Here is a 20058-nt window from a genome sequence, read left to right as displayed (position 1 = left end):
TCGGCCGCCTCGTCTCATCCGGCCGCTTGCCCTCATCCGGCCGCTTCGTCTTCCTCGGCCGCGAACCTCCGGTACGCGGGCCGCAGCAGGTCGAGGAGCGGAATGTGCCTGGCCTTGACCGGCGGCGGGTCCAGCGCGCGCAACAGCAGGTCGGGAGGCGACCCGGGATCGGCCGGCGGGCCGAGACGGGCCGCCGGGACGCCCGGCTCGTAGAAGTCGCCGAGACGCCCGGCGAACGGGACGTCGGCCACGTCGAGAAGCCCCGGCGTCGCGCCGCCGTCCCCCGGCTCACCTGGGTCCGGCCCGCCGGCGACCTGTTCGCCGTGGCCGTGGCCGCCACCCTGCCCGCCGATGTGGCGGAGGGCGTCGAGCAGGGTGTCCCTGGCCATGCCCCGCCAGGCCAGCACCAGGAACGGATCCTCGTCGAACGCCTCGGCCAGCAGGTAGAGCACCGCGGACAGGTGCTTGCAGGGGAATCCCCAGTCGGGGCAGGAGCAGTCCATGTCCAGCCCGCGTTCGCCCGGGAACAGCGGCAGCCCGCACGCGTCGAAGACCTGCTCGACCTCCGGCGGCATCTCTCCGGCGAGCAGTTTCGCGCGGTGCAGGGCCTGTGCGCCCAGCGCCGCGGTCAGCCCCGCCCACTCGTCCGCGCCGTACGCCGTGATCCGCACGCGCACGTCGTACGGCTCCGGACGGGAGCCCTGCACCCGGGCCTTCGCCAGCCCGGGGCCGAGGTCGAGATCGAGCACCTGGCCGCGCCGTGCGTAGGCGCGGCCCCGGCTCAGCCTGCCCGGGTCGCAGACGCGCTCCAGGATGTCGACGAACCGCCGCGACCACCACTGCTCGCCGATCGTCCCCCGCTTCGAGCGTGCCCTGATGCCGCCCTCGACCCTGATGGGCCGCGCGGCCTCGAACCAGCCGTCCGGGCCGACGGGCATTCAGCTCACCGCCTCGGGGGACAGGCGGAACAGCTCGCGCAGCTCCGCCGTGGACAGCTCGGCGATCCAGTCCTCGCCCGTCCCGACGACGCTGCCGGCCAGGGCCTTCTTGCGCTCGATCATCTCGTCGATCCGCTCCTCCAGGGTCCCCGCGCAGATGAACTTCCTGACCTGCACGTCGCGGGTCTGCCCGATGCGGAACGCCCGGTCGGTGGCCTGGTCCTCCACGGCCGGGTTCCACCACCGGTCCACGTGCACGACGTGGTTGGCGGCGGTGAGGTTCAGCCCCGTGCCGGCGGCCTTGAGCGACAGGAGGAAGATCATCGGCTCGTCCTCGGTCTGGAACCGCTCCACCAGCGCGTCGCGCGTCTTCTTCGGCAGCCCTCCGTGCAGCCACAGCACCGGACGGTCGAGACGAGCCGCCAGGTAGGGCTGCAGCATCGAGCCGAACTCGGCGTACTGCGTGAAGACCAGCGCCTTGTCGCCCTCGCTGAGGATCTCCTCGGCCAGCTCCTCCAGCCGGGCCAGCTTCCCCGAGCGGCCCGCCAGCCGGGAGCCGTCCTTGAGCAGGTGGGCCGGGTGGTTGCAGACCTGCTTGAGCTTGGCCATCGCGGCCAGGACGTTCCCGCGCCGCTCGATGCCCTCGCTGCCGGCGATCCTGCCGATCATGTCCTCGACCACCGCCTGGTAGAGGCTCGCCTGCTCCGGGGTGAGCGTGCACCAGACCTTCATCTCCATCTTGTCCGGCAGATCGGAGATGATCGTCTTGTCGGTCTTGAGGCGCCGCAGTACGAACGGGGCCGTGACCCGCCTGAGCGCGGCGGTCGCCGCCTCGTCGCCCCGCCGTTCGATCGGCTCCTGATAGCGGTCGCGGAAAACCCTCGCGGATCCGAGCAGGCCGGGGTTGCAGAACTCCATGATCGACCACAGCTCCGCCAGGTGGTTCTCCACCGGCGTACCGGTCAGCGCCAGCCGCGTCCGCGCCGGGAGCGAGCGCACGGCCTGGGCCTGCCGGGCGGCGGCGTTCTTGATGGCCTGGGCCTCGTCGCAGACGACCCGGGCCCAGGTGAACCCGGCGAGGACGTCGCGGTCGCGCAACGCCGTGCCGTACGTCGTGAGGACGAGGTCGGCGGCGGCGACCCGCTCGGCCAGCTCCTCACCGCGCAGACGGGCCGTGCCGTGGTGGAGATAGACGTCCAGCGACGGCGCGAAACGGGCGGCCTCCTTCTGCCAGTTGCTGAGCAGCGACATCGGGCACACCAGCAACGTCGCCTCTACTGGCTCGCCCGACTCACGCTCTTTCGTCAGAAGCGACAGCGTCTGGGCGGTCTTGCCCAATCCCATGTCGTCCGCAAGGATGCCGCCAAGCCCGATTTGGGACATGAAGGTGAGCCAGGCCAGGCCGCGCTCCTGGTAGGGCCGCAGCGTGCCGTGGAAGGCGGCCGGGGTCGCGACGGGTTCGAGACGGCGATCGGCCTCGCCGGACAGCAGGTCGCCGAGCAGGCCGTCGGCGTCCACCGCGACCAGTGGAAGGTCGTCATCCCCGCCGTGGACCACCTCCTGGATGATCTCGCCGACCGTCGTCTGCCCCGAACCGCGCCGCTCCACCGCCTTCAGCGCGGCCCCGAGCTGCCGGGCGTCCAGCTCGACCCACTGGCCGCGCAGCCGGACCAGCGGCACCTTGAGCCGGGCCAGCTCGGCCAGCTCCTCCTCGCCGATCGTCTCGTCGCCGACGGCCAGCTCGGCCCGGAAGTCGACGAGCTGCGCCAGCCCGAACCCCTGGGCGGCGGCGGCCCCCGGCCCGGAGCGCGAACGCGTGGTGAGCTTCAGGCCGAGCCTGGTGCGGCCCGCCCACGCGGGCAGCTGCACGCCGAACCCGGCCGACTGGAGAAGCGGCGCGGCATGGCGGAGGAAATGGAAGGCCCCCTGCACGTCGAGGTCGACGTGCGCCGGCCGGGCCTGCCGGAGCGCGTCGTCGATCTTCGGGTAGAGGCGGGCGGCCCGGCCGAGGCCGGTCAGCAGGGCCTCGTCGGGACGGCCGGGCAGGCCCGGCATGGTCTCGCCCGCCCAGAGCAGGGGAGCGGGCAGATAGAGGCTCGGATCCTCGGCCGACTGGAGGGCGAACTCCACCCGCCAGCCTCCGGCGTCCGGCGGGGCCGTCGTCTCTGCCTGCGCGGGGGGATCGGCGCCCGCTCCGGCCAGGCCGCGAGGTGCGGTGGCGTGGGCCGCGGCGGGCTCGGCCGCCATCTCCTGGCCCGCGGTCGCATCCTGCCCGGGGTGCTCCTCGGTCAGGAGGGGCTCGACGAGACGGAAGCAGACCTTGACCGGGCCGTCGAGCTGGTGGGCGGCCCTGAACCAGTCCTCCAGCGGCCGGGCCAGCGTCTTCGCTTCCTGCTCGCGCACTCCGGGAAGGGCCGCCGTGTCACCGGTGAGCGCCACCGTCCAGCGGTCGGCCAGGGGACCGCGCCGCCCGGGATGGTGCCCGCCCAGCAGACGCTCGGGCAGGGCCTGCCGTACGGCGGCGTCGGCCAGGCCCGCAAGCGCCTCGATCAGCACGTGGGCCGAGGGGCGTTCCTCGCCCACGGCCCGGCAGACCGGCGGCATCGCGGCGGCGAGCTCCCGGAAGCGGTCGGCGTGCGGGCCGCTCACCACCGGCCGCCAGCGCGCGGCGTAGCCGCCGTCCTCGGCGACGAGCTGGGGCAGCACCCGGCCGCGCCGCACCAGGTCACGGGCGTGGGCGGCGACGACCGCCAGATAGCGCAGGGACGGCCCGGCGACGGGTGGCGGCTCGAACGTCTCCGTCAGCAGGCGCAGCGCGGGCCCCGGCTCGACCAGCAGCGCGGGCACCCGCCATGGACTTATCCTCGGGCGGCGCGCGGTGATCCGCAGGCCGGTCTCCGGGGAAGGGAGGGGACTCGTCGCCGAACTCGGCAGCAGCAGCACGGCTTCGCCGGACACGGCCTTGCCCGCCGCCTCGGTCGTCGCGTCCCCCCAGCGCGACAGCTCCGCGGCCAGGGTGCTCGCCGGGACGGCGAAGGGGTGGGGGCGCACCTCGGCGCGGGAGACACCGGGCTCCGCGCCGGCCGCGTCCTCCGCCCAGAGCACGAGGCGGCCGGCGTCCCAGCCTCCGTGTATCACGAGCATTCCGTCTCCTCCTGCTATCTCGGAACGCTAGCAGCGGTTCCGGCACTGCAGGCCGCGTGTCGTCAGCGGTCGACCCAGGCTCGCCGCGGCAGCGGCAGTCCCGGGTGCGATCCACGCCGACCGCGAGTTGCCGGCGCTGCCGGGAGCGGTGTCGAGCTCCAGCCTGTCCGCACTGGTGATCAGCAGGTTGACAGCAGACCGACCGAGCAGTGGAAGGCCGAGCAGCGCGCCTTCGCCGGGCGGAATCTGTCATGAGTTACCGACTGCTTAGTAGATCGCACCGCGACGGGGCGCTGAACTACGACCGGCCGGTTCGCGCCACATCGCCGGGCATGACGGCACGGCTGGAACGGGCTGGTCGCGACAGCGCGCGACTTTGCTCGCCCGCTCCCGCGCACGAGCGGGACGGCGTCAGGCGCCGCGGCCCCGCTCGGGCATGGTGGTGTAGTCCGTGAAGCCGACCACGTTGCCCCAGGGATCGGCGACCTCGACGGTCCATCCGGTCGCGACCGGGAAGGGGTCGGCGAGGGCGGCGACACCCGTCTCCCGCAGGGTCCGCGCGGTGACCCGGGCGTCGGCCACCTCCAGCCACAGCCGCGGCCGCCCCTCGCCGGAACCCGCCGCCGCGGAGATCTCACCGCGGCGTACGAGCAGCCCCGCCGGCTCGCCGCCCAGCCGGAACAGCGCGATGCCGGGCTCGTCCATCCGGAAGGCGAGCGGAAGACCGAGCGCGGTGTAGAACTCCACGGCCTCGTTCAGGTCACCGACGGTGAACAGGATGTTGTCGACGCCGAGCACCGTGATGCCGCTCTCAGGCGGAGTCATGTGGCGTAATCCTCCAGTCCGAACAGGACGACCGCGTCGTCGAGGGCGGCCGCCAACCGGCGCAGCCGTCCGGCGTCTGCAGGAGCGTGGCGCAGCCGCACCGGACCGACCAGCGGCGCCTCCTCCGCGACGCGGCGGCCCTCCGGCGTCAGGCCCACGATGCGGCGGCGCCGGTCATCGGGATCGGGGGTCAGCTCCACCAGGCGCCGGGCGGCCAGGCGGTCCAGGAGCTGGCCGATGGTGGCGGGGTGCATCACCAGCCGGTCGCGCAGGTCGGCCAGACGCACCCGCGGCCCCCACTCGGCCACCAGCCGGAGGATCGCCAGCTGCGCCCCGGTCACGCCGAACCGCGCCTCCACCTGCCGGTTGAACGCGGTGATCGCCTGGTCGAGCCGTGTCCAGGACCGGATCGCCGCGACGGCCTCTTCACTCGCCATGCATTTATTATGCCCAGCATAATAAATAGTGCGGTATCCCCTACCGGAGGCCCGTCATCGCGCGAGCGTCACTGGGCGGGCGGGAGCCGTACGGCGGTGTAGTGGTGCAGGTCGTCCTCGTCGAGCGGGGTCCCGGGGAGGGGTGATCCGCCGTCGGCGCGCAGGCCGTCCAGCACGATCTCCACCACTCGCCCCATCGCCTGTTCGTTGTGCATGCCCGCCGGCGTGTAGACCTGCAGGGTCATCAGCAGGGCGATGTCGCCGGGGCCGATGTCGGCGCGCAGCGCGCCGTCCGCCTGTGCCTGCTCGGTCATCCGCTGGACCCCGGCGATCACCCGCTGCCGGATTTCGTGCAGGTCGGCGCCGGCGCGCATCCCCTGGTGGAGGTGGGGTTCGAGCTTCGCGGGCAGCACGCCCAGCCGTAGTTCGACCGAACCGCGCAGGAAGCGGCACAGCGCGTGCCAGGCGTCGGGCTCCTCACGCCAGGCGGCCTCCGCGAGGTCGTCCAGGCGGCGCAGGCTCTCCTCGCCGACGGCACGGAGCAGTGCATCACGGTCCGGGAAGCGGCGGTAGAGGGTGCCGACGCCCACGCCGGCCCGGCGGGCGACCTCCTCCAGCGGCACGTCCACGCCCTGTTCCAGGAACAGGTCCTGGGCGGCGGCGACGATCAGATCCCGGTTGCGGCGCGCGTCGGCGCGCAGCCCCTTCTCCACTGCCACCTCACCACCGAGCGGGATATGGACGATTTTCCTCCGGTTAGGATACCGTCTTACATGCGGAGGAAAACCCTCCGGTTAGGGGGTGTGTCATGAGCACGGTGCTGATCTCCGGGGCCGGGATCGCGGGACCGACGCTGGCCTACTGGCTGGCCAAGCACGGGTTCCAGGTCACGGTCGTGGAGCGCGGCGGAGAGCCGCGGTCCAGCGGCAACCCGGTGGACGTCAGAGGGCCGGCCGTCCCGGTCGCGGAGCGCATGGGTGTCATGCCCCGGTTACGCCAGGCCGCCACCGGCACGACCGGGGTCAGTTTCGTCGATGAGGCGGGCCGGCGCGTCGGCCGGATGGACATGCGCGCCTTCCAGAGAAGGGACGAGGTCGAGGTGCCGCGCGGCGACCTCGCGTCGATCCTCTACGAGGCGAGCCGCGACCACGCCGAGTTCCTCTTCGACGACTCCATCACGGCGCTCGGTCAGGACGGGCACGGGGTGGACGTCACCTTCGAGCGCTCCGCACCCCGCCGTTTCGACCTGGTGATCGGAGCCGACGGCCTGCACTCGGTGACGCGGCGCCTGACGTTCGGCCGGGGGACGGGGACACCGCAGAGCGGGCTCGTGCGCCACATGGGCCTGTACGTCGCGACCGCGCCGCTCGCCGGCGGGGCCGCCGGGGCGGGCCGGGACATCCTCATGCACAACACGCCCGGCAAGGCGATCGCGGTGAATCCCAAGCCCGCGGGCGCGTTCTTCCTCTACCGCAGCCCCGAGGAGCCCGGCTTCGACCACCGCGACACCGAGCAGCACAAGCGGATGCTGACCGACGCCTTCGCGGACGTGTCCTGGCGGGCGCCGGAACTGCTCGAACAGGTGCGCGCCGCCGGCGACCTCTACTTCGACTCCGTCAGCCAGGTGCGCCTGCCCCGCTGGTGGAAGGGCCGCGTCGCGCTCCTCGGCGACGCCGCGTCCTGCGTGTCGCTGTTCGGGGACGGGTCCACCCTGGCCATGGCGGGGGCGTTCACCCTCGCCGAGGCGCTGGCCGCCCGCCCCGGCGACCCCGGTGCGGTGTTCCGCGCGTACGAGGCCGCGCACCGGCGCCTGGTGGAACCCAAGCAGCGCAACGTCGCGCAGGCGTCGGCGCTGCTCGTCCCCGCGACGCGGGGCGGCATCCTCGCCCGGAACCTGGCCACCCGCCTGTGGCCCGCCATGGCCGCCGCCACACGCCTCAAGCACGCCCTCACCCGATGACACGCCGTCTGTGGGTCCATGCTTATACGGCATGGATGCAGGAAGGAGCAGCTTCTTGCATAGGCAGATATGCGACCGATCGTTCAAACTCGGCAATTATCCACCATTTTGGATGGCTGTGACCTGCACACAATCGCAGAAAGTGTTGTCCTGATTACAGGTGCTCCGGCCCGGGATTTAACATCTCTCCTCATGCGACTGTTCAGACGTGGGGAGAGGATCGGAGACGAAGAGATCCTCACTCGGTACGGCAATAGAGACCGACCGGTAAAAGGTCGGCCATTTAAGGATGAACCGGTAAAACCGCAGGTGGCAAACGCCGTCTCTTTGATGCGTGGCAAGCTGACAGTCGATGAAGCCGTTCGCTGCTTTCCGAACAGGCGGTCGGCCGCCGTCCCCGGTGAGGGTGTGAGATACGCGACAGCGGGAACCCTCAGGGAGGCGTTATTTCGCGTCAGGTTCACCCCGAACTCGTGGAACCTGGTTCACGTCTCGGTGGAGAATCTAGGCTCGAAGCGTCCGTGGACAGATGATGACAGGGATCGCTTCAACGCCTGCTTTGGAGATCCGGAGTGGAGGGAGGGTGATGATGAGTGATCAGATTCATCTGAGTATCGGTGCCGAGCCCTGGCGACCGGCCGACTCGACCAAGATCGATAAGGTGCTCAACCACTACGACATTCCACTCGCAGGGATCCTTCATCAGCGTGGCAGCTACTTCATCTTCGAGTGCCTGGAAGGCCACGCCAAGGACGCGAACATCTGGGCGTACGCGAAGATAGACCGCGCCGAGCGCAAGGCGATCCGGAGGTCCAAGGGCGAGGATCTGCAGAGGCTCTTCAACCACATCCTGAGCTCGCGCACCTTCACCGCGGCACTGGCGATCGATCACAGCATTGAGATCAGCGCGGAGGTCCAGGCGGCGCAGCTCAATGTAGCCCCGACGGCAGCGGCACAGCCTGTGGAGGCCCCCAAGGTGGCTGCCAGTCAGGCCATCCACATCAAAGCGGACCGCGTGCAGAACGCCGGTACCTTAGCCGCCGCCTGCTGATCAAGTGATCGCGATCGCTCGCCGGCCTGCGGCACCGGCCTCGCCGTCGACGGGGTGTGCGGCGACGGGGTGTGCGGCGACGGGCCTGCGAGCTCAGGTCGCGGCCCCGGCGTGGAAGCCGGATGTCCGCCAGGTGGCGCCTGCGGCGGTGACGGCGAAGGCCTCGTAGCCGTCCAGTTCCTCCACCCAGTCTCTGGCCGCCCCGCCCATGGCGAGGGCGGCGGTGGCGTACGCGTCCGCCAGGGCGAGGTCGGGCCCGACGACCGTGACGGAGGCCAGCTCGGTCGCGGGCCGGCCGGTGTGGGGGTCGATGACGTGGGCCCCCCGTTCGGCCGTGCCCGAGGTCGCCACGGCGAGGTCGTCGCCCGACACCACGGCGGCCAGGTCCCCCGGGCGGAGCGGGTGGGCGACGCCGATCCGCCAGGAACGCCCGGGGGCCGCCGCGCCGGACAGCCGCACGTCTCCGCCGCCGTTCACGCAGTGGTCGGGCAGGCCCGCCGCACGCAGGACGGCGGAGGCGCGTTCGACCGCCCAGCCCTTGACGATGGCCGAAGGGTCGAGGTGGCCGCCCGGGTACGCGGTGAAGTAACCGCGGGACAGGTCGCTCACCGATTCGCACATGCGAAGGATGCCGGCCACCTCCGGCGGGCAGCCGGCCAGAGTGATCTCGCCCCGGCCCAGCCGGCTGATCGGGCTGTCCGGCTTGTAGGTCGAGAAGACCTCGTCGACGTGGTGCAGCCAGGCCACCGCCTCCGCCAGGGCCGCCGCGACACGCGGCCCGGCCTCGTCGTCGTGGCGACCGTTGAAGTGGCGTACGTCGAAGGAGAAGACGGTGCCCATCACGTGCTCGATGTGGCGGGTCACAGCCCGGCCTTGTCGATGGCGCTCTGCAGCGAGCGGATGTAGCCGTTGCTGGTGTAGGTGGCGCCGGAGACCGTGTCGATCTCGGCGGACCGCGCCGACAGCGCCTCCTCGTTGAGGATCGGCAGCGCCTCGTTGTTGATCTCGATGTCGCGGCGGTTGTTCGCGGGCGCCACCGGCACCTTGACCCCGGCCAGCTTCCCGCCGGAGATCACGATCTGCACCTGGACGGGTCCCCATCGGGTGTCGGCGGAGTCGCCGGTGACGGTCTTCTCGCCGTCGGCGGCGCCCGCGGTGGCGCCCGGCCCGGTCCACGCCGACCCGGAGCCGGAGGAACCCGGGACGCCCTCGCCGAAACCGTCCTCGTCCCCGTCTGCGAACCCGCCGTGGTCGTGCCCGCGGCCGAAGAAGCCGCCGCCGCGGCCCTCCCCGCTCCCGTCCGGCCCCCCGGCGCCGCCCTGGGCGACGGCGGCGGCGCGCTGGGCCGGCGCGGTCATCTCATGGGGCTTGAACGACAGCAGCAGCACGAGACCGACGGCGGTCGCGAGCACGGCCGATATGGCTCTGCGCATGGAACTTCCAATCCGGGATGGTCAGAACTCGAACGACTCGTGGTGAATGCGGCGTCCCGGCACCCCGGCGGCCCGCAGGGCGGCGGTGACGGCGCTCGTCATCGCGGCCGGCCCGCAGACGTACGCCTCGTGACCGGGCAGGTCCGGCACCAGCTCCGCGAGCGTCGCGGGCGTGAACGGGTCGCCGATCACGGCCCGGGGGCCGACGCAGTAGTGCAGGGTCGCGCCGCGCGCCGTGGAGATCTCCTCGAGCTCGGCGCGGAACACCAGGTCGCGTTCGTCGCGTACGCGATAGAGGAGGGTCAGGTCGCCGGGGGCGGCCGGCACCGACTCGAACAGCGCGCGCAGCGGGGTGATGCCGACGCCGCCCGCGACGAGCAGCACCTTGCGCGCCCGGCGCCCGCTCGCGGTGAACGCGCCGTACGGCCCCTCGGCGAGCACCCGGGTGCCGGGCCGCAGGCCGGCGAGCGAGCGGCTCTGGTCGCCCAGATCCTTCACCGTGATCCGCAGTTCGGCCGCGCCGGGCGGCGCGGACAGCGAGTAGGGGTTGGGGGACCACCACAGGTCCCTGGTCAGGAACCGCCAGCGGAAGAACTGGCCGGGCTCGGCCCGCAGCCGGTCCAGGCGCCGTCCGCTCACGTACACGGAGACGACCCCCGGTCCCTCCGGCACCACCCGGGCGACCCTCAGGCGGTGCCGTACGGCCAGCCGCACGGGCGTCAGGAAGCGATACCACACGAGCAGCGCCGTGACGCCCCAGTAGAGGACGTACCAGCAGGTGCGGGCGACCGGGGCGACGGCGAACTCCGCGCCCGTGGCCAGTTGGTGCCCGAAGGCCAGGTATGCCGCCAGGTAGGTGTAGAAGTGCAGGTGGAACCACGTCTCGTAGCGCAGCTTCGGGCGGATCCTGCGCGCGGAGACGACACCGACGCCCACCAGGAGCAGCAGCGCGACGGTGGCCTTCAGCACGTCGGGATAGGTGAGGTTCAGCGTCGCCGTCTCGCTCACCACGTCGGTGCGGTCGGTCAGGGCGTAGCCCCAGATGATCAGCAGCATGTGCGCCACCGCCAGGCCGACGACGTAGCGGCCGCCCATCGAGTGCCACCGGGCGAGCCGGTCGGAGCCGACGCCGCGCTCGAGCGCGGGGACCCGGGCCATCAGCGCCAGCAGCACGGCGATCGCGTATCCGGCGAGCAGCCCGGTGATGCGTCCCGCGTTCGTCAGCCACTCGTCCGGCCCCGCGACGCCGGGCGTGTTCGCCCACCACATGCCGACGACCGCGACCGCTCCCGCCGCGACGAGCGCCAGGACGGCCTCGGGCCGGGCACGCGCGCTTCCGCGCGGCACGTGGGCCCGCCCCGTCGTCACCGCTGTTCCCGGCAAGGTGGTGGTCACGCGTGCCTCCTCGTTGTCCTCACGCGACTCACCGTGCCAACCGAACCTCTTGTTTTCCTATGAACCGGGGCACCTGCGGATCATTCATAGGATTCTCTGAGGTGGCTCACAGGGGATGCCAGGTGAGCGGGGAGACCCTGGAATCATCATGCGTAAGACTTCGAATGAACGGCCCGGCCTGGTCCGTCCCGACGGAAACCCCATACGCGTCCTCGTGGTCGACGACGAGCCGGACCTCGTCGAGGTCCTCGGCGCGGTGCTGAAGTACGAGGGCTGGGAGGTGCGCACGGCGGACGACGGGACGTCGGCCGTGCGGGAGGCGCGGGAGTTCCAGCCCGACGCGGTGCTGCTGGACGTGATGCTGCCCGACTTCGACGGGCTGGAGGTGCTGCGCCGCCTGCGCGCCGAGGCCCCGGACGTGTGCGTGCTGTTCCTGACCGCGCGCGACGCCGTGGAGGACCGCATCGCCGGCATCACCGCGGGCGGGGACGACTACGTGACCAAGCCGTTCAGCCTGGAGGAGGTGCTCGCCCGGCTGCGCGGGCTGCTGCGCCGCGCCGGCATGGCGCGCAGCGCCGAGGGCGACCGGCTGATGGTGGGCGGCCTGACGATGGACGAGGACGCCCGCGAGGTGACCCGGGACGGAGACCTGGTCGAGCTCACGCCGACCGAGTTCGAGCTGCTGCGCTTCCTCATGCGCAACCCCCGGCGCGTGCTGAGCAAGGCGCAGATCCTCGACCGCGTCTGGTCGTACGACTTCGGCGGGCAGGCGCACGTGGTCGAGCTGTACATCAGCTACCTGCGCAAGAAGATCGACGCGGGCCGGCGGCCGCTGATCCACACGGTGCGGGGCGTGGGATACGTCCTGCGACCGTGATCGCAGTGCCGTGACCGGGCCGTCGCGGGCGAGAGCCCGGCGCCCCCGCCGCCTTCGCCTGGCGCCGACGACGCTGCGGGGCCGGCTGGTGGTGGGCACTTTGGTGCTGCTCGTGCTCGCCTGCGCGGCGGCCGGGGCGGCCTCGTCCCTCCTGCTCGAACGGTTCATGGTCGAACGACTGGACCAGCAGCTGTCCATGACGGCCGGGCGGTTCGCGGCGAGCCTGGCCCACGAGGAGCACGAGGCGCGCGAGCACGGATACCCGCGCGACCCGTACGGCCAGCGCGGGGACTCGCGCGGGCAGGCGCCCGGCACGCTGGGCGTGCTCGTGCGGGACGGACGGGTGGGGGTGCCCGCCGTGGTGAGCCGGGCCGACCCGGTGCTGTCGGCCGCGGACCAGAAGGCGCTGGCCGCCGTCCCGCCCGACGGGCTCGGGCACACGCTGGACCTGTCCTCGGGCGGCCTCGGTCACTACCGGGTCATGGCCGTGCGCAGTTCCGAGGGGGAGTCGCTCGTCACCGGGCTGCCGCTGAAGGACGTGCGGACCACCGTCCGGCGCCTGCAGATGGCTGAGATCGGGGTGTTCGCCGTCGTCGTGCTCGTGACCGGGATCGCCGGGGCCGTCTGGGTGAGGCTGTCGCTGCGCCCGCTGGACCGGGTCGCGGCGACGGCCCGGCGGGTGGCCCGCCTGCCGCTGGCCGACGGCGAGGTGGCCCTGCCCGACGGAGTGCCCGACGAGGACCCCCGCACCGAGATCGGCCAGGTGGGGGAGGCGTTCAACCGCATGCTCGGCCACGTGGGGCGGGCGCTCGCCCACCGGCACGCCAGCGAGCAGCGGATGCGCACCTTCGCCGCCGACGCCAGCCACGAACTGCGCACTCCGCTCGCCACCGTCCGCGCCCACGTGCAACTCGCGCGCCGCGACGAGGAGGCCGTCCCCGGCGCCGTACGGCACGCCCTGGAACGCATCGACGCCGAGTCGGCCCGCATGGGCACTCTCGTGGACGACCTGCTGCTGCTGGCCCGGCTCGACGCCGGCCGGCCGCTGGCCCGCGAGGAGGTCGACCTCACCCGCCTGGTCATCGACGCCACCGGCGACGCCCGCGCCTACGGGCCGGACCACCGCTGGAGGCTCGATCTGCCGGAAGAGCCGGTCACCGTGCCAGGGGACCCCGACCGGCTTCACCAGGTGGTGGCCAACCTGCTGGGCAACGCCCGCGCGCACACCCCGCCCGGAACGACCGTCACCGTCGCACTGTCTCCTCGGGCACCGGGTCATCAGGCACCGGGTCATCAGGCACCGGGTCCTCGGGTATCGGGACCTCCGGGGCAGGACACGGTCGAGCTGACCGTGACCGACGACGGGCCCGGCATCCCCGAGGAGCTGCGGGGCGAGATCTTCGAACGGTTCGTCCGCGCGGACAAGGCCCGCACCCGCGCCTCGGGCGGCAGCGGCCTGGGGCTCGCGATCGTGCGGGCGGTGGTGGCGGCCCACGGCGGCACCGCCGACGTCGAGAGCCGCCCCGGCCGCACCGCGTTCCGCGTGAGGCTGCCCGCCGCGTGACATCGTGCTGTCCTCGCCCACCTGTTCGAGGGGGTGCCGTGAAACAAACGTTGCATATGAGGAATACTTAGGCGTTGGGGGGGCAGGGGGGTCTTTCTGAGCGGAGGTCCCTCCGCGACAAGAGAGGTGTTGCAATGACCGCGACCGCTACCGAGCGCCGCACCAGTGACGGGCTTGTCCACCCTTGGCCGGATGACCGCTACGAGGTCAGGTGTGACAGGGAGAGCCCGTTCACCGGTAGCCGTGACCGCTACCACTATGCGAAGAACGCCGTGGAGTCGGCGAAGGCGCTGGAGAGGGCGGGACTCGCCCGCCGCGTGGTGGTCGTCAGGCTGGCGGACGAGACCGTTATCTACGACCGCGTCGGCGATGTGAACCTGCCTCCGGAGGCCTGGTGACCGGTGTGGGCCCGATGATCGGCATGGCGTGGTGTGATCCGCCCGGTCGCGTTCGGTTCGTATAACGAGAAAAGACGATCCCCCGGGAGGGTGTCCCGGGGGATCGTCCGTGTCCGGCCCAGGCGGGCCGTCCCCGCGCGGGTGGGGAGAGTCCGCGCGCGGGCGGATCAGGCGGGGGTGCAGGTGACGCTGGGAGCTCTGCCGCCGCCCCCGGTGGTCATGAGGCCGAAGACGGTCGAGCCGCCCATTGGAATGTCGCCGTTGTAGCTCTCGTTGCCGAACGCGTAGACGCCAGGCAGGCCGATCACCGGGAGTGGCACGGCTCCCCCGACCTGGGCGACGACGGTGCCGTCGGTGTAACGCCACCCCACGCGCCAGCCTTTGATCGCCGACGACCCGCTGTTGTGCACGGTCACCTGCGCGAGCGCGCCCTGGCTCTGCGAACCGCCCCACACCGTGGTGATCGTGTACGTCGCCGTGCAGCCGAGCGAGTCCGCGGCGGCCGGGAGGGCGGTCACCCCCGCGGACGCCAGGACCAGGGCCGCCGCGGCGATCGTCGCTTTGATCATCGATCTCCCTTTCTCGCGCTGCCCGGCCGTTCACCGGGACGCCGGATCGTGCCGTTGTCCTCGAACGCGTCGCCGGCCGCGTCGCCGGCGGGCCGATGTGGATGCCCGCCTTCCCCAAAGAGGGGTCCGTCTGGGGAAGGCGGGCGTCTGGGGCGAGCCCGGAAGCGGGCTACGCGGGGGTGCAGGTGACGGACGACGGTGCGGTGCCCGAGCCGGTGCCGGTGAAGCCGAAGCTCGTGGTGGCGCCGGAGCCCAGGCTGCCGTTCCAGGACAGGTTCTTCACCGTGACGTTCGACCCGCTCTGGCTGACGGTGCCGCTCCACAGCTGGGAGACGGTCTGGCCGTTCGGGAACGTCCAGCCCACCGTCCACCCGGAGATGGCCGACGTGCCCGAGTTGCGTACGGTGACGTCCGCCTGGAAGGCGCCCTGCCACGAGTTGGTGACCTTGTACGTCGCGGTGCACGCCTTGCCGGTCACCGGGGACGGCGAGGGCGACGGTGAGACCGCCGGGCTCGGCGAGGGCGACACGTCGGGCGAGGCCGAGGGCGACGCGGACGGGGAGACCGACGGGGAGACCGACGGCGACGGGGACGGGGACGCCTCGGTCCCGGGCGCGTTGCCCCAGATCTTGGTGGATCCCGAGTACAGCGTCATGTTCTGCACCGTCACCGGCGTGGAGGGCGTCGTCGACACCCCGGTGTAGGACCAGTCGTTCGACGGGTCCCACGAGCCGGAGCTGGCGATGCGGAACTGCACCTCACGCCGCGACTCCGACTGCCCCTGCGGGGCGATGGTCTGCCCGGAGCAGTCGATCGTGACGTAGTAGACCTTGCCGGAGAACTGCGTCGGCCCGGTCGGCGGCTTGCACTGGTTGTAGTTCGCCGTCAGCGTGATCTGGCTCGGCGTGGTGTCGCCGTCGAGGGTGAAGTAGTAGCGGAACGACCCGTCGGTCAGCGCGCGGGCGGGCCAGGCCGAGTGGTTGTAGACCATCGTCTTGATCTCGGTGAAGTTCTGGCCGCTGGCGTTGACCGCCGCCTGGAGGTAGATCTCCGGGCCGTCGGGGGTCTCCGCGACCGGGAAGTTCGCCAGCGGGGTGCCGCCGTACTCCTTGTACAGCCGCACGAGCGCGCTGGTGAAGCCGGCGTTGTAGTCGGTGGCGACCTCGTTCATCGTGTAGTCGGCCCGGCTGTCGGTGTAGGCGTCGTCGGCCGACTTGGGCCCGCCGACCAGCGCGCCGTACAGGATGTGCCTGCTCTGCGCCGGCTCGCCGTCGTGGTTGTTGGTCCAGGTGCCGTGCGCGGTCCGGTGGTGCGGGTTGCGCGGCGGGTTGTTCCCGAAACCGATCTCGTACGACGACTTGCGCGGGTTGTCGCCGAGCGCGTAGTTGATCTGCCGCACCGCGAAGTCGTGGTAGCGGGCCTTGCGCGTGGCGTCGGTCAGCCAGTCGCTGTAGTCGAGCGCGACGAACGCGGTGTTGGCGGCGTAACGCAGCGAGCCCCACGTGTCGAGCACGGCCTGGCCGCCGGGGGAGTAGTTCACCCTCTGCCCGTTGACGCCGACCGTCCACCAGTCGAGCCACCGGTTGGCGTCGTCGGCGTACTGCTGCTTGCCGGTCAGCTTCGCCAGCAGCGCGTAGCAGCCGTACGACTTGTCGTCCCAGGCGATCGTCCACTTGTACGACTTGGTGGTCGACTGCGACTCGGTGCCGAGGTTGGCGTAGTACGACTCGGCCTTCGCCAGGTAGGAGGCGTCCTGGGTGGCGCGGTAGAGCCAGATGGCCCCCCACACCAGCTCGTCGTTGTAGCCGCTCCAGGACTTGTAGAAGTTGGCCGCGTCGGTGATGCAGTCGCTGTACTTGCCCCGCACGGTGTCGGCGAAGGTGTAGAGCTGCTTGGCGTGGGTGAGGAGCTTGTCGGCGTACGACGGGTCGGTGGGCCGGAAGACGATCGAGGACGCGGCCATCGCGGCCGCCGTCTCACCGGCCAGGTCGGACCCGGCGCAGGAGGAGTCGATCTTGTACGAGGGCCGGCTCATCGGCAGCACCTCGGCCGCCCCCCACCAGGCGTGGTCGGCGTTGCCGCTGCCCACCTGGCCGTACAGGACGTTCGGGGAAGGGTGGGCCTTGACGAAGTAGTCGTTGACGAAGCGCAGGTTGTTCAGCAGGTACGTGAGCTGCCCCGACGAGGCGTAGGCGTCGCGGTAGTCCACCGCGCCCCACGCGAGCATCGTCGTGCTGAACGCCATCGGCAGGCCGAACTTGACGTGGTCGCCCGCGTCGAACCAGCCGCCGGTCAGGTCCAGGCCGGCGTCCTTGCCGTCGTTGAGAGCCGAGTCGCCGCGCCAGGTGACGCGGTTGGTGGACGGCAGCGTGCCGGACTGCTGGGCCTCATAGAAGAACAGCGACTTCTGCAACGCCTCGCCGTAGTTGAACGCCGGGGCCGCGGAAGCCGCGGTGGGAACCGCGGCGGGGACGACCGCGGTGGAGAGGATCAGCGCCGCCAGTGCCGGAAACGTACGCCGCATGGATGTATGCCTCGCATGGGTGGGGGGATCGGGGGCGCGGCAGCGGGTCAGGCGCCGCCGCGCCCCGGCTTACGTCGGTCGTGTCCCGTGGATCGGCGAGGATCACGGGACACTCCCTTGGGGGTGCGGTGAAGGGTCAGGCGACACCGCACCCCGGCTTACGGGGCTCGCTCAGCCGTTGGGGAAGAGCAGGCCGTACTGTCCGAGCGCGGTGGCCACGTCGGTCTGCGCCCAGAATCGGTGGTAGTGGAAGACCGGCGCGGAGCCGCCGTTCAGGTACGACTGGACCTTCGGCCAGTCCGGGTCGCTCTTGAGGAAGGACCGGATGGAGATGAAGGTCGAGTTGCTGTTGATCGGGTCGCCGTTCGGCATCTTGCCGGTCCAGCCGGACGGGACGTAGATCGGGTCGTCGATGCGGTTGTAGTCCGCCTTGGTCTCGGCGACCGACACGCCCTTGGCGTCCTGGTCGTGCTGCCAGACGCCGTCGAGCAGCGCCTTGGCGGTGTTCTTGGCCTGGGTGTTGCCCGACTTGGCCGCGTAGAACATCAGGGTCTTGGCGTACGCGCCGGCCACGCCGACGTCGTCGGTGTAGTCCTGGATGGTCACGTGCAGGCCCGGGTTGGCGTTGGGCCAGTCATTGGGGCTGTTGAAGTTGCCCACGGGCTGGCCGGTCCACCTGAGGGTCGAGGGCATCTGGAAGGTGCCGTCGGCGTTGATCGTGGTGCCCGACAGCGCCCAGGCGACCCACTTGTCGAGGATCTCCTTGGCATGGGCGTTGCCCGTGGCGTAGTACAGCTCCGCCACGCGCTCCATCGTCCAGACCTGGAAGCCGAACCACTGGTTGGACGGCGGGTCGTGGTAGACCGGCTGCCAGTCGTAGGCCATGCCGAAGAACTTGGGCAGGCTGGACGGCGGGCTGGCGTAGTGGCCCTCCCAGCTGTTGGTCGCGCCGCCGGCGATGGCGCCCTCGTCCGACTGCAGCCACTTGTAGAACTGCAGCTGACGGTTGAGGCTGGTCGACCAGTCGTTGACGGCGGTCGAACCCTTGGGCTTCAGCGCGTTCACGCTCGACAGCGCCCAGGCCGCCATCGGGTTCTGGTAGCCCGAGTGGTTGTGGCTGGAGCCGATGCGCCAGGCCCATCCGGCCGAGGTGTCCGTCGCGCCGCCCCAGGCGTAGTACCAGGACAGCAGGTAGTTGGACGCGTTCTTGCCGGTGCCGGCCGCGCAGGAGGTGCTGGTGCAGCCCGGCTGCTTGAAGTACTTGTCGTACATCGCGTAGCGCAGGTAGTCGCCCATCTTCGCGGCGTTGGACACCGCGGTGGAGATCTGCGACTGCTTGCCCTGCTCGGTCGCCCAGGTCAGCGCCCAGTAGGCGGCCTGGACGGCGCGGGCGTCGGCGTCCGGCGCGTTGGTGTACTTCCACTGCTTCGCGTAGGAGGCGTCGCCGGTGAACAGGTCGAGGTACCCGTTCGGGCCGCCGAACTTGAAGGTGTCGCACGACGGCTGCGGGATGGTCTCGAAGACCGACTCCTCAGGGCCGCGCTGATAGGTGTTGATGTACGCCGGCTTGGTGGTGCCGTCGCCGCAGCGGCCGTAGCCGTAGACGTTGTCGACGTCCAGCAGCCAGTGCATGCCGTAGATGTCGCTGGTGCCGTAGGCGCTCTTCAGCTCGCCCGCGATCGGGTCGGAGCCGACGCTGACGCTGCTGTCGAGCCGCGACGGGTAGCCGCTGATGTCGTTCCACTCACCCGCGTACGTCGCCGGCTTGCTGGCGTCGTACTTGTCGTTGGTGGGCTGGTCGGCGTGCGACGGGATGATGTACTTCTCCATCGTCGTCCACGCGGTGTTGAACTTCGACCAGTCGCCGGTGACCTTGCCGTACATGGCTTCCAGCCACAGGTAGTAGCTGAACGCCTCGGACGTGGTCTCGTGGCCGTGGTCCGGCGCCTCCACCATGAACGTCTCGACCGAGTGGTACGGCACGCCCTGCGGCGAGAAGTACCCGTTGGCCGGGTCGTGGATCTTGTTGTACATCGTCAGGAAGTTCTTGACGTACTCGTTGTCCGTGCCCGGGGTGGGGCTCGTCGACGGCGACGCGGAGGGCGACACGTCGGGCGAGGGCGACACTACGGGCGAGGGCGACGGACTCACGACCGGGCTCGGGGACGGGCTCACGGGCGGGGAGGGGCTCACGGTCGCCCCACACGTCACCCCGTTGATGGAGAACGAGGCGGGCTTGTTGTTGCTGCCGGTCCACGTTCCCTGGAACCCGATGTTGGTCGACGCCCCGGAGCCGAGGTTGCCGTTCCAGGACATGCTCGTGGCCGTGACGGTGGTGCCGCTCTGGCTCCAGTTCGCCGACCAGCCGTTCGACAGTTTCTGCCCGTCGGGGAAGGTGAACCGGAGCGTCCAGTTGCTGACCGGGTCGCCCAGGTTCTTGATGTCCAGGCTGGCCGTGAAACCGCCCGAGCCGGAACCCCAGGAGTTGAGCGCATACTGGACGTCGCAGGCCACGGCGGCGGAGGCGGGGGTCTGCGCCAGCCCGACGAGGAGGCCGCCGCCCACGGTGGCGGCCGCCAGCAGGGCGAGCGGTCTCCGCGATCGTGGGAGCGCTCCCGTACTAAGAGCTCTCGTTCGCATTTGTGGAGGATCTCCAAAGTGGGTTGGGGGTGGGAGCATCGGGCGAAGAAATGCCAGGTAGCGGATTTCGTGGCCGATGCGGGCAGGGGTGAATCTGAACCGATACGATGGGAGCGCTCCCACATCAGGATTGTGGATTGGGCCCCCGGTATGTCAATGACAGGTTGCCTGCGCCTCACCCGGGGAGCCCGCCCGGCGGTGAGCCGGGGCCCCTTGCTGGCCTTTTGCGTATCTCTGACAGATGTGGCGTGAATTCATAACTGAAACTTTCATCTGTAACAGCCGGGCCGTTCACCCCGCCGA

Annotated in this window: 17 protein-coding genes; 6 read left to right on the top strand and 11 right to left on the bottom strand. The window is 71.1% G+C overall.

Features of this window, described 5'->3' with window-relative positions; all coding sequences use genetic code 11:
- Window positions 1-32 precede the first annotated feature (32 nt).
- From ACQPZZ_RS26730 to ACQPZZ_RS26710, 5 genes are all read right to left on the bottom strand, one after another.
- Window positions 33-938 carry an SWIM zinc finger family protein gene (locus tag ACQPZZ_RS26730; protein ID WP_432923488.1) on the bottom strand — a complete coding sequence of 302 codons (906 nt, stop codon included), beginning with the start codon at window positions 936-938 and terminating at the stop codon, window positions 33-35.
- Window positions 939-4082 (bottom strand): SNF2-related protein, encoded by a 3144-nt coding sequence (locus ACQPZZ_RS26725; protein WP_432923485.1) that lies wholly within the window; start codon window positions 4080-4082, stop codon window positions 939-941.
- A 411-nt stretch (window positions 4083-4493) separates the two neighbouring features.
- Complete coding sequence (locus ACQPZZ_RS26720; protein WP_432923483.1) at window positions 4494-4907, bottom strand: VOC family protein; 414 nt, start codon at window positions 4905-4907, stop codon at window positions 4494-4496.
- Complete coding sequence (locus tag ACQPZZ_RS26715; RefSeq protein ID WP_432923481.1) at window positions 4904-5344, bottom strand: MarR family winged helix-turn-helix transcriptional regulator; 441 nt, start codon at window positions 5342-5344, stop codon at window positions 4904-4906. Before ACQPZZ_RS26715 ends, ACQPZZ_RS26720 begins: the two co-directional genes overlap by 4 nt.
- Window positions 5345-5412: 68 nt before the next feature.
- Window positions 5413-6063, bottom strand: coding sequence for a TetR/AcrR family transcriptional regulator (locus tag ACQPZZ_RS26710; protein ID WP_432923479.1), 651 nt, complete (start codon window positions 6061-6063; stop codon window positions 5413-5415).
- 89 nt (window positions 6064-6152) lie between these two features.
- Here ACQPZZ_RS26710 and ACQPZZ_RS26705 point away from each other — a divergent pair, with 89 nt between their 5' ends.
- From ACQPZZ_RS26705 to ACQPZZ_RS26695, 3 genes are all read left to right on the top strand, one after another.
- Window positions 6153-7304, top strand: a complete 1152-nt coding sequence (locus ACQPZZ_RS26705) for an FAD-dependent monooxygenase (RefSeq protein WP_432923477.1) — start codon at window positions 6153-6155, stop codon at window positions 7302-7304.
- Between the two features lie 192 nt (window positions 7305-7496).
- Complete coding sequence (locus ACQPZZ_RS26700; protein ID WP_432923475.1) at window positions 7497-7901, top strand: hypothetical protein; 405 nt, start codon at window positions 7497-7499, stop codon at window positions 7899-7901.
- Complete coding sequence (locus ACQPZZ_RS26695) at window positions 7894-8355, top strand: hypothetical protein (RefSeq protein WP_432923473.1); 462 nt, start codon at window positions 7894-7896, stop codon at window positions 8353-8355. The genes ACQPZZ_RS26700 and ACQPZZ_RS26695 overlap by 8 nt, the downstream gene beginning before the upstream one ends.
- A 93-nt stretch (window positions 8356-8448) precedes the next feature.
- On the opposite strand, the gene ACQPZZ_RS26690 is transcribed toward ACQPZZ_RS26695, so the two are convergent.
- From ACQPZZ_RS26690 to ACQPZZ_RS26680, 3 genes are read right to left on the bottom strand one after another with little or no spacing between them, the layout of a single operon-like run.
- Window positions 8449-9219: an FAD:protein FMN transferase gene (locus ACQPZZ_RS26690; RefSeq protein ID WP_432923471.1), complete on the bottom strand. Its 771-nt coding sequence runs from the start codon at window positions 9217-9219 to the stop codon at window positions 8449-8451.
- Window positions 9216-9788 carry an FMN-binding protein gene (locus ACQPZZ_RS26685; protein ID WP_432923469.1) on the bottom strand — a complete coding sequence of 191 codons (573 nt, stop codon included), beginning with the start codon at window positions 9786-9788 and terminating at the stop codon, window positions 9216-9218. Before ACQPZZ_RS26685 ends, ACQPZZ_RS26690 begins: the two co-directional genes overlap by 4 nt.
- Before the next feature lie 21 nt (window positions 9789-9809).
- Window positions 9810-11183, bottom strand: a complete 1374-nt coding sequence (locus tag ACQPZZ_RS26680; RefSeq protein ID WP_432923467.1) for a ferredoxin reductase family protein — start codon at window positions 11181-11183, stop codon at window positions 9810-9812.
- 148 nt (window positions 11184-11331) lie between these two features.
- Here ACQPZZ_RS26680 and ACQPZZ_RS26675 point away from each other — a divergent pair, with 148 nt between their 5' ends.
- The 3 genes from ACQPZZ_RS26675 to ACQPZZ_RS26665 all read left to right on the top strand — a co-directional run bounded on the left by ACQPZZ_RS26675 (window position 11332) and on the right by ACQPZZ_RS26665 (window position 14022).
- Complete coding sequence (locus ACQPZZ_RS26675) at window positions 11332-12060, top strand: response regulator transcription factor (protein ID WP_432923465.1); 729 nt, start codon at window positions 11332-11334, stop codon at window positions 12058-12060.
- Between the two features lie 10 nt (window positions 12061-12070).
- On the top strand, window positions 12071-13624 hold the full coding sequence (locus ACQPZZ_RS26670; protein ID WP_432923463.1) for a sensor histidine kinase: 1554 nt from the start codon (window positions 12071-12073) through the stop codon (window positions 13622-13624).
- A 134-nt stretch (window positions 13625-13758) separates the two neighbouring features.
- The gene (locus ACQPZZ_RS26665; RefSeq protein WP_363639056.1) at window positions 13759-14022 is read left to right on the top strand and encodes a hypothetical protein; all 264 of its coding nucleotides are present in this window, start codon (window positions 13759-13761) and stop codon (window positions 14020-14022) included.
- 167 nt (window positions 14023-14189) lie between these two features.
- On the opposite strand, the gene ACQPZZ_RS26660 is transcribed toward ACQPZZ_RS26665, so the two are convergent.
- The 3 genes from ACQPZZ_RS26660 to ACQPZZ_RS26650 form a co-directional block, all read right to left on the bottom strand.
- On the bottom strand, window positions 14190-14591 hold the full coding sequence (locus ACQPZZ_RS26660) for a cellulose binding domain-containing protein (protein WP_432923461.1): 402 nt from the start codon (window positions 14589-14591) through the stop codon (window positions 14190-14192).
- Window positions 14592-14760: 169 nt separating this feature from the next.
- Window positions 14761-17115, bottom strand: coding sequence for a glycoside hydrolase family 9 protein (locus tag ACQPZZ_RS26655; RefSeq protein WP_432923459.1), 2355 nt, complete (start codon window positions 17113-17115; stop codon window positions 14761-14763).
- A 171-nt stretch (window positions 17116-17286) separates the two neighbouring features.
- Complete coding sequence (locus ACQPZZ_RS26650) at window positions 17287-19755, bottom strand: glycoside hydrolase family 48 protein (protein WP_432923457.1); 2469 nt, start codon at window positions 19753-19755, stop codon at window positions 17287-17289.
- Window positions 19756-20058 lie beyond the last annotated feature (303 nt).

The organism is Microbispora sp. CA-135349 (genome assembly GCF_050947365.1).
Taxonomy (GTDB): domain Bacteria; phylum Actinomycetota; class Actinomycetes; order Streptosporangiales; family Streptosporangiaceae; genus Microbispora.
This window is presented reverse-complemented; position numbering and strand designations above follow the sequence as displayed.

What these genes read in the sequence shown, in the direction of transcription:
- ACQPZZ_RS26730 (WP_432923488.1), bottom strand. Translation starts at nt 938, where the DNA reads ATGCCCGTCGGCCCGGACGGCTGGTTCGAGGCCGCGCGGCCCATCAGG.
- ACQPZZ_RS26725 (WP_432923485.1), bottom strand. Translation starts at nt 4,082, where the DNA reads ATGCTCGTGATACACGGAGGCTGGGACGCCGGCCGCCTCGTGCTCTGG.
- ACQPZZ_RS26720 (WP_432923483.1), bottom strand. Translation starts at nt 4,907, where the DNA reads ATGACTCCGCCTGAGAGCGGCATCACGGTGCTCGGCGTCGACAACATC.
- ACQPZZ_RS26715 (WP_432923481.1), bottom strand. Translation starts at nt 5,344, where the DNA reads ATGGCGAGTGAAGAGGCCGTCGCGGCGATCCGGTCCTGGACACGGCTC.
- ACQPZZ_RS26705 (WP_432923477.1), top strand. Translation starts at nt 6,153, where the DNA reads ATGAGCACGGTGCTGATCTCCGGGGCCGGGATCGCGGGACCGACGCTG.
- ACQPZZ_RS26700 (WP_432923475.1), top strand. Translation starts at nt 7,497, where the DNA reads ATGCGACTGTTCAGACGTGGGGAGAGGATCGGAGACGAAGAGATCCTC.
- ACQPZZ_RS26695 (WP_432923473.1), top strand. Translation starts at nt 7,894, where the DNA reads ATGAGTGATCAGATTCATCTGAGTATCGGTGCCGAGCCCTGGCGACCG.
- ACQPZZ_RS26685 (WP_432923469.1), bottom strand. Translation starts at nt 9,788, where the DNA reads ATGCGCAGAGCCATATCGGCCGTGCTCGCGACCGCCGTCGGTCTCGTG.
- ACQPZZ_RS26675 (WP_432923465.1), top strand. Translation starts at nt 11,332, where the DNA reads ATGCGTAAGACTTCGAATGAACGGCCCGGCCTGGTCCGTCCCGACGGA.
- ACQPZZ_RS26665 (WP_363639056.1), top strand. Translation starts at nt 13,759, where the DNA reads ATGACCGCGACCGCTACCGAGCGCCGCACCAGTGACGGGCTTGTCCAC.
- ACQPZZ_RS26660 (WP_432923461.1), bottom strand. Translation starts at nt 14,591, where the DNA reads ATGATCAAAGCGACGATCGCCGCGGCGGCCCTGGTCCTGGCGTCCGCG.
- ACQPZZ_RS26655 (WP_432923459.1), bottom strand. Translation starts at nt 17,115, where the DNA reads ATGCGGCGTACGTTTCCGGCACTGGCGGCGCTGATCCTCTCCACCGCG.
- ACQPZZ_RS26650 (WP_432923457.1), bottom strand. Translation starts at nt 19,755, where the DNA reads ATGCGAACGAGAGCTCTTAGTACGGGAGCGCTCCCACGATCGCGGAGA.